Origin of the sequence: Thermodesulfovibrio sp. (assembly GCF_049969575.1) — a bacterium.
Classification (GTDB): Bacteria; Nitrospirota; Thermodesulfovibrionia; order Thermodesulfovibrionales; family Thermodesulfovibrionaceae; genus Thermodesulfovibrio; species Thermodesulfovibrio obliviosus.
This window is the reverse complement of the sequence record NZ_JBMFOO010000036.1, coordinates 1-14955: the sequence shown is the minus strand read 5'-3', so window position 1 is coordinate 14955 and position 14955 is coordinate 1. Positions and strand designations below refer to the sequence as shown.

Annotated in this window: 13 protein-coding genes and 3 tRNA genes; 15 read left to right on the top strand and 1 reads right to left on the bottom strand. The window is 35.8% G+C overall.

Annotation, left to right across the window (positions count from 1 at the left end; all coding sequences use genetic code 11):
• The first annotated feature begins 215 nt into the window (after positions 1 to 215).
• From pyrR to ACP5O9_RS07950, 12 genes are all read left to right on the top strand, one after another.
• Positions 216 to 746 carry a bifunctional pyr operon transcriptional regulator/uracil phosphoribosyltransferase PyrR gene (pyrR, locus tag ACP5O9_RS08005; RefSeq protein ID WP_353686970.1) on the top strand — a complete coding sequence of 177 codons (531 nt, stop codon included), beginning with the start codon at positions 216 to 218 and terminating at the stop codon, positions 744 to 746.
• A complete protein-coding gene (locus tag ACP5O9_RS08000; RefSeq protein WP_353686969.1) occupies positions 743 to 1651 on the top strand; it encodes an aspartate carbamoyltransferase catalytic subunit in 909 nt (302 codons plus the stop codon). The genes pyrR and ACP5O9_RS08000 overlap by 4 nt, the downstream gene beginning before the upstream one ends.
• Positions 1652 to 2980 carry a dihydroorotase gene (locus tag ACP5O9_RS07995; protein WP_353686968.1) on the top strand — a complete coding sequence of 443 codons (1329 nt, stop codon included), beginning with the start codon at positions 1652 to 1654 and terminating at the stop codon, positions 2978 to 2980.
• Positions 2977 to 4059 (top strand): glutamine-hydrolyzing carbamoyl-phosphate synthase small subunit, encoded by a 1083-nt coding sequence (gene carA / locus ACP5O9_RS07990; protein ID WP_353686967.1) that lies wholly within the window; start codon positions 2977 to 2979, stop codon positions 4057 to 4059. Before ACP5O9_RS07995 ends, carA begins: the two co-directional genes overlap by 4 nt.
• 7 nt (positions 4060 to 4066) lie before the next feature.
• Positions 4067 to 4306: a hypothetical protein gene (locus ACP5O9_RS07985; protein WP_424904632.1), complete on the top strand. Its 240-nt coding sequence runs from the start codon at positions 4067 to 4069 to the stop codon at positions 4304 to 4306.
• 1 nt (position 4307) lies between these two features.
• Positions 4308 to 7565, top strand: coding sequence for a carbamoyl-phosphate synthase large subunit (gene carB / locus ACP5O9_RS07980; protein ID WP_428723795.1), 3258 nt, complete (start codon positions 4308 to 4310; stop codon positions 7563 to 7565).
• Positions 7562 to 9142, top strand: coding sequence for a bifunctional phosphoribosylaminoimidazolecarboxamide formyltransferase/inosine monophosphate cyclohydrolase (gene purH, locus ACP5O9_RS07975; protein ID WP_428723794.1), 1581 nt, complete (start codon positions 7562 to 7564; stop codon positions 9140 to 9142). Before carB ends, purH begins: the two co-directional genes overlap by 4 nt.
• A 1-nt stretch (position 9143) precedes the next feature.
• Positions 9144 to 10034 carry a protoglobin domain-containing protein gene (locus tag ACP5O9_RS07970; protein ID WP_353686963.1) on the top strand — a complete coding sequence of 297 codons (891 nt, stop codon included), beginning with the start codon at positions 9144 to 9146 and terminating at the stop codon, positions 10032 to 10034.
• Positions 10031 to 11296, top strand: coding sequence for a phosphoribosylamine--glycine ligase (gene purD, locus ACP5O9_RS07965; protein ID WP_424904636.1), 1266 nt, complete (start codon positions 10031 to 10033; stop codon positions 11294 to 11296). Before ACP5O9_RS07970 ends, purD begins: the two co-directional genes overlap by 4 nt.
• Before the next feature lie 23 nt (positions 11297 to 11319).
• Positions 11320 to 11400 (top strand) — tRNA-Leu (locus tag ACP5O9_RS07960).
• A 57-nt stretch (positions 11401 to 11457) separates the two neighbouring features.
• Positions 11458 to 11985 carry a macro domain-containing protein gene (locus tag ACP5O9_RS07955; protein WP_424904637.1) on the top strand — a complete coding sequence of 176 codons (528 nt, stop codon included), beginning with the start codon at positions 11458 to 11460 and terminating at the stop codon, positions 11983 to 11985.
• Positions 11986 to 11989: 4 nt separating this feature from the next.
• Positions 11990 to 12061, top strand: a tRNA-Thr gene (locus ACP5O9_RS07950).
• Here ACP5O9_RS07950 and ACP5O9_RS07945 read toward each other — a convergent pair.
• Positions 12062 to 12556: a ribonuclease H-like YkuK family protein gene (locus ACP5O9_RS07945; RefSeq protein WP_353686960.1), complete on the bottom strand. Its 495-nt coding sequence runs from the start codon at positions 12554 to 12556 to the stop codon at positions 12062 to 12064.
• Positions 12557 to 12630: 74 nt separating this feature from the next.
• Between ACP5O9_RS07945 and ACP5O9_RS07940 the strand changes: the two genes are divergently transcribed.
• The 3 genes from ACP5O9_RS07940 (at position 12631) to ACP5O9_RS07930 (ending at position 14807) form a co-directional block, all read left to right on the top strand.
• Positions 12631 to 12702 (top strand) — tRNA-Gly (locus ACP5O9_RS07940).
• A gap of 18 nt (positions 12703 to 12720) precedes the next feature.
• Positions 12721 to 13506 carry a tRNA (adenine-N1)-methyltransferase gene (locus tag ACP5O9_RS07935; protein ID WP_353686959.1) on the top strand — a complete coding sequence of 262 codons (786 nt, stop codon included), beginning with the start codon at positions 12721 to 12723 and terminating at the stop codon, positions 13504 to 13506.
• Entirely contained in the window at positions 13503 to 14807 is a 1305-nt protein-coding gene (locus ACP5O9_RS07930) for a B12-binding domain-containing radical SAM protein (protein ID WP_428723793.1), read from the top strand. The genes ACP5O9_RS07935 and ACP5O9_RS07930 overlap by 4 nt, the downstream gene beginning before the upstream one ends.
• Positions 14808 to 14955: the final 148 nt, after the last annotated feature.

Sequence of the window (14955 nt, the reverse complement as noted above, 5' to 3'; positions counted from 1 at the left end):
CCTTTTTCTTAACACCGTGTTGTCCTTGCATCCCTTGTGGGTGCGAAAAGGAATCGGCAACGAATGGTATTTCAAGTAGATTTTAAATGAGGCAATTCGGCTAATAGAAAAATTTTTTAAAATTGTGTATAATGTATTGATTTGGAGTTTAATCTGATTAAGGAGTCTATAAGACTTATCTCGGAAATTGTAAAAAAGAAAATCAGGACAAAAGCATGGAAAAAGAACTTCTCAATGAACAAGAAATAGAAAGAATTCTTACAAGGATAACTCACGAAATATTGGAGAAGAATAAAGGTGCTGAAAATATCTGTCTGATAGGAATTGTTACAGGAGGGGTATATCTTGCGGAAAGAATCAAAAATAAGATAAAAGAGACTGAAGGTGTTGATGTGCCCTTAGGTATTCTTGATATATCCTTTTACAGAGATGATATAAATATTTCAAAAAAACGAAAACCAATAAAACCTTCTAATATCCCATTCAGCATAGAGGGCAAAAATGTTATTCTCGTTGACGATGTGCTTTTCACAGGAAGATCAACAAGAGCAGCAATGGATGCATTGATGGACTTTGGAAGACCAGCTCAGATACAGCTTGCTGTACTAATTGATAGAGGGCACAGAGAACTTCCAATTATGGCTAATTACACAGGTAAATATATTCCCACTTCAAGGGATGAAAAAATAAAGGTAAATTTTAAAGAAATTGCGGGTAAAGACTCAGTGTTATTAATCAAACAATGAAAGATCTTGTAGGAATAAAAGAGCTTTCAAGGCAGGACATTGAGGAAATCCTCAATGCCGCTAAGGCCTTTAAAGAGGTTCTTCAGAGAGACATCAAAAAAGTTCCCACCCTCAGGGGCAAGACAGCAATCAATCTCTTCTTTGAACCATCAACAAGAACACGCACATCATTTGAACTGGCAGAAAAACGCTTAAGCCTTGATGTGCTTAATTTTTCTGTAAGCACAAGCAGTGTTGTAAAGGGAGAGACCCTTTATGATACATTGAAAACCATTGAGGCATACAATGTTGACTATATTGTTATAAGACATTCCTGTTCAGGAGCCGCAAAGTTTGTAGCAAATCATACGCCAGCCTCTGTCATAAATGCAGGAGATGGAACAAATGAGCATCCCACTCAGGCATTACTGGATGCTTTCAGCATTCTTGAGATTAAAGGCAGACTTGATGGACTTAAAATCGCCATTGTGGGAGATATAATTCACAGCAGAGTTGCCCGTTCAAACCTTTATCTTTTAAGCCAGTTTGACACTGAGATAAGGTTTGTTGGTCCTCCTACTCTTATCCCAGAACATGCACCTGATAATGTGAAAATTTTTTATGACCTTAAAGAAGGTATAAAAGATGCTGATGTTGTTATGCTTCTCAGGATTCAGCTTGAAAGACAGAATGCGGCATTTATACCATCATTAAAAGAGTATTTTCATGTCTGGGGGGTCAAAAAGGATGCTTTCTCATACATTAAAGATGACGCAATTATTATGCATCCAGGTCCGATGAACAGAGGAGTTGAGATTTCCACAGAAATAGCAGACAGTCCCCATTCAATAATTCTAAGGCAGGTAACAAACGGAATTGCTACGAGAATGGCTGTCATTTATCTTTTAACTCCAAGGGAGGTATAGTTGATTATTAAAATCTACAACGCTTACATAATTGACCCCTTTACTGGCACAGAAGGTATTGCTGATATATTGATTGAAAATGGAATCATTTCTAGATTAATTCTTAAGCCTTCAGCCTTAAACCTTCAGCATGAAAAAAAGCCTTCAGCCTTAAACTTTCAGCATGACATTATAGAAATAGATGCCCGAGAACTATATGTTTTCCCTGGTCTCATTGATATGCATACCCACTTAAGAGAACCAGGCTATGAATACAAAGAAACCATTCGCACAGGAACTCTTGCTGCTGTAAAAGGTGGTTTTACCTCTGTGTGTTGCATGGCAAATACTAATCCTGTAAATGATAATCCAGAAGTTACATACTACATTCTTGCTAAAGCAAAAGAAGAAGGTAGTTGCGATGTGTATCCAGTAGGAGCCATTACAAAGAGACTTAAAGGTGAAGAACTTTCTGAAATGGCAATGCTGAGGCAGGCAGGCTGTATTGCTTTCTCAGATGATGGCATGCCTGTAATGAATGCAATGATAATGAGAAGAGCTCTTGAGTATTCTAAAGCAGTAGATGCCCCGATTATATCCCACTGTGAAGATCTATTTTTAAGTGAGAATGGAGCAATGAATGAAGGAAAACTTTCCTTTTATATGGGACTTAAAGGAATCCCGAAGGCAGCAGAAGAAGTTATGGTAGCAAGGGATATAATTTTATGCAAACACTTTCGTTCACCTTTACACATTGCCCATGTATCAACTAAAGGCTCTGTTGAGTTAATAAAAAGAGCAAAACAAGAAGGAGTGCCTGTGACAGCAGAGACCTGTCCCCATTACTTTACTCTTACTGAAGAGGCAGTGAGAGATTACAATACCAATGCAAAGGTAAATCCTCCATTACGCACAGAACAAGATATAGAAGCAATAAAAGAAGCACTCATTGAAGGAGTAATTGATGTAATAGCCACAGATCATGCACCGCATAGCCTTGATGATAAAAATACTCCCTTTCAGGAAGCAGCAAATGGAATTTCAGGGCTTGAAACAGCTTTAGCTTTGAGCCTTAAACTGGTACATAACAAAGTTTTAACTTTAAGACAACTAATTGAAAAATTTACTTTAAATCCCTCAAAGATATTAAAGATAAATAAATCTGGAATCAAAGAAAAAGCAGAGGCAGATTTAATAGTTGTTGATATAAACAGAGAATGGACTGTAAAAAAAGATGAATTTGCCTCAATGGGGAAAAATACTCCTTTTGAAGGCTGGAAACTTAAAGGAAAGGTTCTTATGACTGTAAAAGGTAAAAAAGTTTTTAAGATGTGGCAGGAGGATAAATGAAAAAAGCAATGCTGGTTCTAAAAGATGGAACAGTATTTGAAGGATACTCCTTTGGAGCAGAGGGAGAATCCATTGGAGAAGTTGTTTTTAATACATCCATGACCGGTTATCAGGAAATACTAACAGATCCTTCATATAAGGGACAGATTGTGGTAATGACCTATACTCAAATAGGAAATTACGGAGTAAATGATGAAGATGTAGAATCTTATGGAGGACCAAAAGTTGAAGGATTTGTTGTGAGAGAATATAAAGATTATCCAAGTAACTGGAGAGCAGAGCGAAGTCTCGAAGAGTATCTTAAAAAATATGGCATTGTAGGAATTCAGGGAATTGATACCAGAGCATTGACAAAACATCTAAGGGACAAAGGTGCCCAGATGGGAATTTTATCAACAGAAGACCTTGATCCTGTAAGCTTATATAAAAAAGTTCTTGCCCATCCAGATATCTCAGAGATTGACCATGTCAGTGCTATGATGTGTAAAGAGCCTTACATGTACTTCAATAAAGAGGGGGCACCTCTGTGTGTGGTTTATGACTATGGAGTAAAACTGAGCATACTCCGAAATTTAAAAAGAGTCGGATTTTCCGTCTATGTTGTCCCCGGAAAAACACCTGCTGAATATGTTCTTGAGATGAATCCTTCATGTGTGATGTTAAGCAATGGTCCTGGAGACCCTCAAATTCTCTCTTACGCATTGGAAAATGTTAAAAAAATTATAGGAAAAAAACCTCTATTCGGAATCTGTCTTGGTCATCAGCTTTTAGGACTTGCTCTGGGAGGAAGGACATACAAACTTAAATTCGGTCATCATGGAGGCAATCATCCAGTAAAGGACTTAAAAACAGGAAGAATTTCCATTACAGCTCAAAATCACAACTACTGTGTTGATATTGCAAGTCTTAAAGATCAGGTAAGGCTGACTCATAAAAACCTTTATGATGGAACAGAAGAAGGAATGGAGCATGTGGAGTATCCAATTTTCTCGGTTCAGCATCATCCTGAAGCAGGACCAGGACCAAATGATGCCCTTGATGTATTTGAAAGATTTATGGAAATCGTAAAAACATCGTGAGGTATGTATGCCTGTAAAATATGATGAAATATTCATTTCTACCATGCGTGAGATAAATATCTGCAAAGATTACATAAATGCCTATGAAAAGGAAATCAAAAAACTTGAGAAAAAACTTGGTATCAGCTCTTGTCAAATAACTCAGGAAATGTTAAAGGACAAAAAAATAAAAAAACTTTATGAAAAAACACTTGCCCTTCAAAGGGAAAAAGAAAGATTGAAAGGATTAGAGGAGCTTCTGAAATAATATGCCAAAGAAAACAGATATTAAAAAAATAATGATTATCGGTTCTGGTCCAATAATAATTGGTCAAGCTTGTGAATTTGATTACTCTGGTGCTCAAGCCTGTAAAGCTTTAAAGCAGGAAGGCTACGAAGTAGTGCTCGTAAATTCTAATCCCGCAACAATTATGACAGACCCTTCAATGGCTGATGCTACTTACATTGAACCTTTGACTGCAGAAATCCTTGAATTAATTATAGAGAAGGAAAGACCTGATGCTTTGCTTCCCACATTGGGTGGCCAGACTGCATTAAATCTTGCCGTAGAGCTTGGAGAGGCAGGAATCCTTGATAAATACTCTGTTGAGCTTATTGGAGCAAATCTACAGGCTATAAAAAAAGCAGAGGACAGAGAACTTTTTAAACAGGCAATGACAAAAATAGGGCTTGATGTCCCTCGCTCAGCAACAGTTCATAATTTAAAAGAAGGACTTGAACTAATTGAATGGATAGGTTTTCCTGCAATTTTAAGGCCTGCTTTTACTCTGGGTGGAACTGGAGGAGGAATCGCATACAACATAGAAGAGTTTAAAGAACTTCTTGAAAGAGCGCTTAAGCTGAGTCCTATTAGTCAGGTTCTTGTAGAAGAAAGTCTTCTTGGATGGAAAGAGTATGAGCTTGAGGTAATGAGAGATAGAGCAGACAATGTTGTTATAATCTGCTCAATTGAGAACTTTGATCCCATGGGTGTTCATACAGGAGACTCCATCACTGTTGCCCCGGCACAGACTCTAACAGACAGAGAATATCAAGTTATGCGTGACAGTGCCATTAAAGCAATAAGAGAGATAGGCGTTGACACAGGTGGAAGCAACATTCAGTTTGCAGTAAATCCTGAAAATGGAAGAATGTGTATAATAGAGATGAATCCAAGAGTATCCCGGAGTTCTGCTTTAGCAAGTAAGGCAACAGGATTTCCAATTGCAAAAATTGCGGCAAAACTTGCTATTGGATACACACTGGATGAAATTCCCAATGACATAACAAGAATAACACCTGCAAGCTTTGAACCTACCCTTGATTATGTGGTTGTTAAAATTCCAAGATTTACTTTTGAAAAATTTCCAGAGGCAAATCCTGTGCTTACAACCCAGATGAAATCAGTTGGAGAAGTAATGGCAATAGGAAGGACATTTAAAGAAGCACTTGGAAAGGCAATTCGTTCCCTTGAGATTGGCTCATACGGATTTGAGGAACTCAATGCTTCTGATGATGAAATAAGATGGAGAATTAAAAATCCTAATGCTGAAAGGATTTGGTACTTAGCAGAGGCTCTTCGTAGAGGATTCAGTATAAAGGAGATATATGAATTGAGCGGTATTGACCCATGGTTTTTAAACAACATAAAAGAAATCTTAGAGATTGAGAACAGACTGAAAACTAAAGAATTAAACCATGATCTTCTCTTTGAAGCCAAACAAAACGGCATTTCTGACAAAAGAATAGCAATGCTTACTGAAAAAAAAGAAGAAGAAATAAGGCAATTAAGAGCAAACCTTAAAATTAAACCAGTATACAAACTTGTTGATACCTGTGCAGCAGAGTTTGTAGCCTATACTCCCTATATGTATTCATGCTATGAAAAAGAATTTTATCGTCTTCAACCTGAAGCCACTACCTTTAAAAACCAAACCATAGTAGATGCTGATGCTCCTCCTACTGAAAATAAAAATAAAGTAATAATTCTTGGTTCAGGACCCAATAGAATCGGACAGGGAATTGAGTTTGACTACTGCTGTGTTCATGCAGTTTTTGGTTTAAAAGAGCTTGGATACGAAACAATAATGATAAACTGTAATCCAGAGACAGTGAGCACTGATTATGATACTTCAGACAGACTTTATTTTGAACCACTAACACTCGAGGATGTTTTACATATTATTGAAAGAGAAAGACCTCTTGGAGTGATACTGCAATTCGGAGGTCAGACTCCTTTAAAACTTGCAAAGGCTCTTGAAGCTCATGGTGTAAATATTCTTGGAACAAAGGCTGATGCCATCGACAGAGCTGAAGACAGAAAAAGATTTAAAGAGTTGGTGGATAAATTAAATCTAAAACAGCCTCCAAGTGGAACAGCCATATCCCTTGAAGAAGCTTTAAGAATAGCAAATGAACTTGGATATCCCATTCTTGTAAGACCATCATATGTGCTTGGTGGAAGAGCTATGGAGATTGTTTATGATGAAGAATCATTGCGTAGATATATGAGAGAGGCAGTAAAAGCCTCAGAAGACCATCCAGTGCTAATTGATAGATATCTTGAAGATGCCATTGAGGTGGATGTTGATGCAATCTCCGATGGAGTTGATGTGATTGTGGCAGGTATAATGCAGCACATTGAAGAAGCAGGAATTCATTCTGGAGACTCTGCTTGCTCACTTCCTCCTTACAGTCTTCCAGAAGAGATAATTGAAAAAATTAAAGAAGAAACCATTTCAATTGCAAAGGAACTTGAAGTAAAAGGATTGATGAATGTTCAGTATGCTGTAAAAGATGGAGAGGTTTATGTTTTAGAAGTAAATCCCCGTGCGTCAAGAACAATTCCCTATGTCAGCAAAAGCATCGGAATTCCTCTTGCAGCAATGGCATCAAAGATTATGGTTGGCAAAACATTAAAGGAACTTGGACTTACAAGTCATATAAAAATGCCCTATGTTACAGTGAAAGAGGCGATCTTTCCATTTGATAAATTCCCTGAAGTGGATGTTATTCTCGGTCCTGAGATGAAATCAACTGGTGAAGTAATGGGAATAGATGAAGACTTTGGACTTGCTTATGCCAAGGCTCAGATGAGTGCAATGGGTAAAATTCCTTTAAGTGGAAAAGTATTTATAAGTGTTAAGGATAAAGATAAAGCTCTTGTTGTTCCTATTGCAAAGGAGTTTATAGAACTTGGTTTTACAGTGATTGCCACTCGTGGAACTGCCAGATTTTTGAAAGAAAGGGGATTAAATGTAGAAACTATAAATAAACTTCAAGAGGGTCGTCCCCATGTCCTTGATTTAATAAAAAACAGACAGATTCATTTTATAATAAACACGGTTTTTGGAAAGCAAGCTCAAAAGGACTCAATGTATATAAGAAGAGGAGCATTGCAATATAAAATTCCTTACACCACAACCATTTCAGGAGCTAACGCAATTATTAAAGCCATAAAAAGGCTTAAAGAAAGTAAAATTAAAGTAAAATCAATACAGGAATACCACAGGGAGGTGCTCGAGTGATAAAAAGAGCATTAATAAGTGTATCTGACAAAAGGGGATTAATAGATTTTGCAAAGGAACTTGTTCAGCTTGGGGTGGAGATTATTTCCACAGGTGGAACGGCAAAAATTTTAAGGGAAGCTAATATAAATGTAATAGATGTCTCAGAGTATACAGGATTTCCTGAAATTATGGATGGAAGGGTAAAAACCCTTCATCCACTTATTCACGGTGGAATACTTGCAAGAAGGGACAATAAAAATGACATAGATTCAATGGAAAAGCTTGGAATTAAACCTATTGACATAGTTGTTGTCAATCTCTATCCATTTGAATCTGTTACAAAAAAACATTTACTTCAGCCTTCAGCACTGAGCCTTCAGCAATTTTTAGAAGAAGCAATAGAAAACATTGACATTGGCGGACCTACCCTTCTGAGGGCTGCTGCTAAAAACTACAAAGATGTGATAGTTATTGTTGACCCTGATGATTATCCTTCCATAATTGAGGATCTTAAAAAGGGAGAAGTTTCTATTGAGAAAAGATTTGAACTTGCAAAGAAGGTCTTTTCTCACACGGCAAGATATGATGCCTTAATTGCTGATTATTTTGATAAAATCAGCTCTTCAGCCTTCAACACTCAACCTTCAGGTTTTAGAGAAGACTGGATATTGCTATTAAGAATGGTGCAAACATTGAGATACGGAGAAAATCCTCATCAGAAAGCTGCACTTTATGCATTGAATGAAACACCATCATTGATAGATGCAGAAGTATTACAGGGCAAAGAAATGTCCTTTAATAACTATCTTGACACTCATTCAGCAGTGCTTTTAGCTTCGGAATTTGAAGAACCTGTCTGTGTAATTGTAAAACACAATAACCCCTGCGGAGTTGCTATTGCTGAAAATCCTCTGGATGCTTATAAAAGAGCCTTTGAATGTGATCCTGTAAGTGCTTTTGGTGGAATAATTGCTTTTAACAGAGTTGTAGATAAAACCACAGCAGAAGAAATTGTTCAAACTTTTTATGAAGTTATTATTGCGCCTGGATTTGATGAAGAATCATTGAAAATTTTTTCAAAAAAGAAAAATCTGAGATTACTGAAATTTCCAGCTCTTTCTGATAAAATTAAACCATCAGGTTTTGATTTAAAGAGAATTATCGGTGGATTCATAGTCCAGCAGTGGGATACTCTTGAGGATGAATTTGCTCAGGCTAAGATTGTAACAAAAAGAAAGCCCACAGAGGATGAATGGCGAGCTTTGAAATTTGCATGGAAGGTTTGCAAACATGTAAAATCAAATGCTATTGTCTATGCAAGAGAGGACAGAACAGTGGGGCTTGGCATTGGTCAGACAAGCAGAGTATTTTCAGCAAAGATAGGTGCCATGCATGCCTTGAGTTCATTAAAAGGAACTGTTGTTGCATCTGATGGATTCTTCCCATTCAGAGATAACATTGATGTCCTTGCTCAGAATGGAGTCACAGCTATAATTCAGCCAGGTGGCTCTGTTAGAGATCAGGAAGTAATTGATGCAGCAGACCAATATGGTATGGCAATGGTATTTACAGGAATAAGACATTTCAGACACTAAGATGAGACCTTTTAAAGAAATTAAAGCAAATTATTATTTTACAAAAGAGGATGAGGCCAGGCTATCAGAACTTAAGCCTCTTATGGAAAAAAGAGCTGAAAAAGTTGTAGGAGCTCTCTATCAATGGATCATCCAGACAGATTCAGCAAAAAGAATTTTTAAAAATGAATCATTAATAAAGCATGTAATGAGACTTGTAAGAACCTGGTTTATAAGTCTTTTTTCTGGTAGATATGATAACTACTTTTACGATACTCTGATAAGAATTGGTCAAAAGCATGAAAAAGTTGGTGTAGATCCTCATTTTATGACAAGAGCAATAAATATTATAAGAAATGCCTGCGTTGATATACTTTGTGAGGAAATGGAACATAATAGAGAAAAATATTTAATCTCAATTAATAAAATACTTGACATAAATCTTGATATTATAACCTCTGCATACCTTGAGGAAGAAATAAAAGGTTATTCCCCTGCATACAGAATAAAAATTCAACTTGTAAGATATGGTGAGATATTTTCTCAAGTTGTAAGTCTTGTGCTAATAGTTGGATTGAGCATTATTACTGTTGCTGTTACTTATCTTTGCGGAAAAGATATATATGAAATATTATCAGGTAAATTAGAGCAGACAATCGTAACAGCACTTGGTTCAGTTCTTATTCTATGGGTTATGCTTGAACTTTTAAACACTGAAATTACACATCTTAAAGGAGGAAAATTCAAAATAAGTGTTTTTGTTGGAGTTGCTCTTGTTACTGTAATAAGAGAGACGATGATAGCAACATTAAAACATGAAACAATTGAATTTATAACTTCATTGATAGCTGCTATTCTTATAATGGGTATAGTTTACTGGTTAGTAAAAAAGACAGAGGAGGACAGAAGATGAAAGTCCTTGTTATAGGGTCAGGGGGAAGAGAACATGCCATTGTCTGGAAGCTTGCCCAATCAAGAGTGGTTGATAAAATTTACTGTGTGCCTGGAAATGCAGGAATTTCAGATCTGGCAGAATGCATAGAAATTGAGAACAAAGATCTTTCTGGTCTGGTTGACTTTGTTAAATATGAGTGGATTGATCTTACAGTAGTTGGACCTGAAGACCCCCTTGCAAAGGGAATTGTTGATACATTTCAGAAAGAGGGAAGAAAAATAATAGGTCCAACAAAAGCAGCTGCTCAACTTGAAAGTAGCAAAGTGTTTGCAAAGGAATTTATGAAAAGACATAAAATACCAACAGCAGAATATAAAGTCTTTACCTCTTACACTCACGCCGAAGAATATATAAGACTAAAAGGCACACCAATTGTTGTAAAAGCAAATGGACTTGCAGCAGGCAAAGGAGTTTTTGTATGCCATAGGTATGAAGAAGCAATTGAGGCATTAAAACTTATTATGAAAGAAAAAATTTTTGGCTCTGCTGGAGATAAAGTGGTAATTGAAGAATATCTTCAGGGTAAAGAAGCTTCATATCTTGTTTTTACAGATGGTAAAAATATAGTACCCATGGTTACATCAAAGGATCACAAAAGACTTCTTGACAATGATGAAGGACCAAATACAGGAGGCATGGGAACATTCAGTCCAAATCCAATTATTACTGCAGAGCTTGAAAAAGAAATCATTGAAACAATAATTAAGCCAACAATAAGAGGATTAAAATCTGAAGGAATAGTTTATAAAGGCATTCTTTATGCAGGACTTATGATTGTCAATAACAAACCCTATGTGCTTGAGTTTAATTGCCGATTTGGTGATCCTGAAACACAGGTAATTTTGCCAAGGCTTGAAACTGATTTAGTTGATATTTTTATGGCAATAACAGAGCAAAAGTTGAATAAAATAGATGTAAAATGGAAAGATAAATCATCTTTATGCGTTATTCTTGCCTCAGAAGGATATCCTGGAAAATATAAGAAAGAACTGCCTATTAAAGGTCTTGAAATGGTTAAAAGATTAAAAGATGTAATTGTATTTCATGCAGGTACTAAATTTGATGAAAACGGAAGAGTTGTAACAAATGGAGGAAGAGTTCTTGGTGTTACTGCCTTAGGAAAAGATATAAAAGAAGCAAGGCAGAAAGCTTATAGCGCTGTTGAGTTAATTCACTTTGAAGGCATGCAGTACAGAAAGGACATTGGATTAAATATTTAAAAAATTTTTAAAATAAAAAATAAGCGAGAGTGGCGGAATGGCAGACGCGCTGGACTTAGAATCCAGTGGAGAGATCCGTGAGGGTTCAAATCCCTCCTCTCGCATTGAATTTTGAAACTCTCCAGTTTGCTAATTAGATGCTTTAGAGGTGAAGCTTAAAGATGCAGGAGAAAAAAATTAATGGAAAAACATTACGGATAATTATTGGAGACATTACAGAAAGGGATACAGATGCAATAGTTAATGCTGCCAATAATTATCTCAAACACGGTGGAGGAGTAGCTGGTGCAATTGTCAGAAAAGGTGGACAGATCATACAAGAAGAAAGTGACAGAATTGGCTTTGTACCAACAGGTTCTGCAGCAATAACCACTGCTGGTTCTTTAAAAGCAAAATATATTATTCATGCTGTTGGACCAAAATGGGGTGAAGGCAACGAAGAAGAAAAACTCAGAAATGCGGTATTAAGCAGTCTCAGGCTTGCCAATGAATATAAATTAAAAAGCATATCCTTCCCTGCAATAAGCTCTGGAATATATGGATGTCCCAAAGATATGGTTGCAAAGATTTTAATTCAAACAGTGTTAGAATATCTAAAAAATCAGAATACAACTGTGGAAATTGTAGAATTCTGCCTTTTTGATGAAGACAGTTATCGATACTTTAAAGAAGAGTTTGATAAGATATAAATATGCCGGGATAGCTCAGCGGTAGAGCAGTCGATTCGTAATCGACTGGTCGTGGGTTCAAATCCCATTCCCGGCTTTAATTTGTATGCCTGTCTGCTACTTTTGTGGCACCAAAAGAATCAGGTTTTGTTACAGCAATGTATCCTGAACCAACAATCATCTTAATTAGTTCTTTAACAATACTTCTTGTTGCTCCATTTTTTCCTACATCAAGATGAATCTCAACAGGTAATCTTGAAACTCCATTTTCCGATAGTTTCTTTTTTAAAGCCTCTGCCACTTCAAGGCTGAGTGAGGCTTCAGTAAAAATTCTCAACTTTAAACTATCCACTTTTTCATGCTTTATTTTTCTATAAAAATATCTTCCACCAGAACCTTTTCTATGAATTATTATTGCAGTTACAAATACAGTCTCTTCTCCAGGAAAAGAATCGCTTCCTACTATCAAATTGTATTGTCTGTCTGGCTGTTCCTTTACAAACTCAATTATTTTTTCAAAAACCTGCTGAAATGAAAGATTTCCAAATGTAGGACTGATAAAAACTGATTTTTTTAGCGATTCAACTTCCATTTTTATATTTTACCAAAAATTTTCAAAAGTTGACATATTTTCATCCATGATGATATAAAAAACTATATACCTTTGCGGGCGTAACTCAGCGGGAGAGTGTCAGCTTCCCAAGCTGAAGGTCGCGGGTTCGAATCCCGTCGCCCGCTTTTTTATTGGAGGTCAGCTTGTCAGTATTCAAAGAAAGTGATTTAGCTATTCTGATAGATTCAAAGGAAAGAAAATATCTTGTCAAATTAAAAAAAGACGCTTTTTTTTCATTTCATAAGGGTAATGTTTCTTTCAATGAAATAATCGGTAAGCCTGATGGAATTAAAATTAAATCATCTCATGGCGAAACTTTAACTGTTTTTCGCCCTACCCTTGAAGAATACATTCTTAAAATGAAAAGAGGAGCTCAAATAATATATCCAAAAGATATTTCAAGAATTATCACTCTTCTTGATGTTTTTCCTGGAGCAAAAGTATTTGAGGCTGGAACAGGCTCTGGAGCCTTAACTCTTTATCTTTTAAGAGCAGTTGGAGAAAAAGGCAAAGTTGTCTCATATGAAAAAAGACAGGATTTTTATGAAAACGCAAAGATAAATATTGAAAAATTCATTGGAAATGAGACTACAGGGCAATTAATTCTTTTAAATAAAGACATTGCTGAAGGAATAGAAGAATCAGACTTTGATAGAGCAATTCTTGACCTAACAGAACCATGGCTTTTTCTTGATAAGGTGGTGAATGCTTTAAAAACTGGTGGAATTCTGGGATGCTACCTGACAACAGTTTTGCAAATATATAGTTTGATGGAAGAATTTGAAAAAAACTTTTATCAAACACTTCATAAAATCGGCATATTTGAAATTCTTGAGAGAAAATGGGAAAAAGAGGGATTAAGCCTAAGACCAGCATTAAGAATGGTTGCTCACACAGGATTTATTGTTGTTTTTAGAAAACTTGCATGAGACTAAGGTGTCTTCTTGTAAATCCCTGGATTTATGACTTTGCTGCCTATAATTTCTGGGCAAGACCAATTGGATTGCTAAAAGTAGCTGAATTCCTTAGTCAATTTGATGTTGAACTTTTCTTGATAGACTGCTGTGATTCCTTTAAAGTAAAAAAATATGGAACAGGAAAGTATAAGACAGAGCTTATTGAAAAACCCGAAATTTTAAAAAATATACCTAAAAAATATAGAAGATATGGATGCACCAGAGAAGAATTCATTGAAAAATTGAGCTTTGCTGGCTCTGTTGACCTTATCTTAGTTACTTCTATTATGGCTTACTGGTGGTACGGAGTAAAGGAAGTTATAGAAATTCTAAGAGAAAAATTCAAAGACATTCCAATTATTCTTGGAGGAATTTATGCTACTGTTTACAAAGAACATGCAGAAAAAAATACAAATGCTGACTTTATTTATGAAGGACAGATAGATGACAAATTAATTAAAGTAATTGAATACTTCGGATTAAAGCTTGAAAGAATAAACAATAAGCCAAAATATTGGTGGCAGATGAACTTTTACAAAGAAATGCCTTATGCGCCGATTTTAACTTCAACAGGATGTCCTTTTAGATGCCCTTATTGTGCTTCTTCCTTGTTATATAAATCCTTTGAACAAAGGAATATAGATGAAGTGGTTGATGAAATTGAAGGACTATACAACCTTGGAGTAAGAGATTTTGCTTTTTATGATGATGCTCTATTATACAAAGCTGATACTCATATAAAGCCTCTGATTGGAAAACTACTTGAAAAAAATTTACAGGCAAGATTTCACACTCCCAATGGACTTCATGCCCGCTATATTGATAAAGAACTTGCTTATTTGATGAAAAAAGCTGGATTTAAGACATTAAGATTAAGCCTTGAGACAGTTAATATAAAAAGGCAGATTGAAACCGGAGGAAAGGTTACATGTGAAGAACTTGAAAGAGCAGTTTTATATCTTAAAGAAGCGGGTTTTCTTTCTCAGGAAATAGGAGTTTATATAATGTATGGACTTCCCAGGCAAAGTCTTGAAGAGGTGAAAGCCGGAGTAGAGTTTCTTAAAAAATTAAAAGTAAGGATTCATTTAACAGAGTTTTCACCAATCAGAGGAACCTATTACTGGCATGAGCTTGTAAAAGCCGGGGTTATTTCTGATGACATAGATCCTGTTTTAACGAATAATTCAATTTTTTCAGAAATTTTTGCAGGATATTCAAGGATGGAATTACAAAAATTAAAACTTGATGTCAACAATTTTAATTTGATATTATAGGTGGCAAAGTTTTTATCCTGGAGGTCATAAATGGATGAAAAAAAATTAGCAGAGTTAATGAGAACAGTTATAAGAGAAGAAGTAAAAACTATTGTGAAAGAGGAAATTAGAACGATTGTTCAGCAAGAAGTAAAAACTGTCGTGAAAG

Excerpts from the sequence above, each read along its gene's own strand:
- pyrR (WP_353686970.1), top strand. The coding sequence starts at position 216 with ATGGAAAAAGAACTTCTCAATGAACAAGAAATAGAAAGAATTCTTACA.
- ACP5O9_RS08000 (WP_353686969.1), top strand. The coding sequence starts at position 743 with ATGAAAGATCTTGTAGGAATAAAAGAGCTTTCAAGGCAGGACATTGAG.
- carA (WP_353686967.1), top strand. The coding sequence starts at position 2,977 with ATGAAAAAAGCAATGCTGGTTCTAAAAGATGGAACAGTATTTGAAGGA.
- ACP5O9_RS07985 (WP_424904632.1), top strand. The coding sequence starts at position 4,067 with ATGCCTGTAAAATATGATGAAATATTCATTTCTACCATGCGTGAGATA.
- carB (WP_428723795.1), top strand. The coding sequence starts at position 4,308 with ATGCCAAAGAAAACAGATATTAAAAAAATAATGATTATCGGTTCTGGT.
- ACP5O9_RS07970 (WP_353686963.1), top strand. The coding sequence starts at position 9,144 with ATGAGACCTTTTAAAGAAATTAAAGCAAATTATTATTTTACAAAAGAG.
- purD (WP_424904636.1), top strand. The coding sequence starts at position 10,031 with ATGAAAGTCCTTGTTATAGGGTCAGGGGGAAGAGAACATGCCATTGTC.
- ACP5O9_RS07955 (WP_424904637.1), top strand. The coding sequence starts at position 11,458 with ATGCAGGAGAAAAAAATTAATGGAAAAACATTACGGATAATTATTGGA.
- ACP5O9_RS07945 (WP_353686960.1), bottom strand. The coding sequence starts at position 12,556 with ATGGAAGTTGAATCGCTAAAAAAATCAGTTTTTATCAGTCCTACATTT.
- ACP5O9_RS07930 (WP_428723793.1), top strand. The coding sequence starts at position 13,503 with ATGAGACTAAGGTGTCTTCTTGTAAATCCCTGGATTTATGACTTTGCT.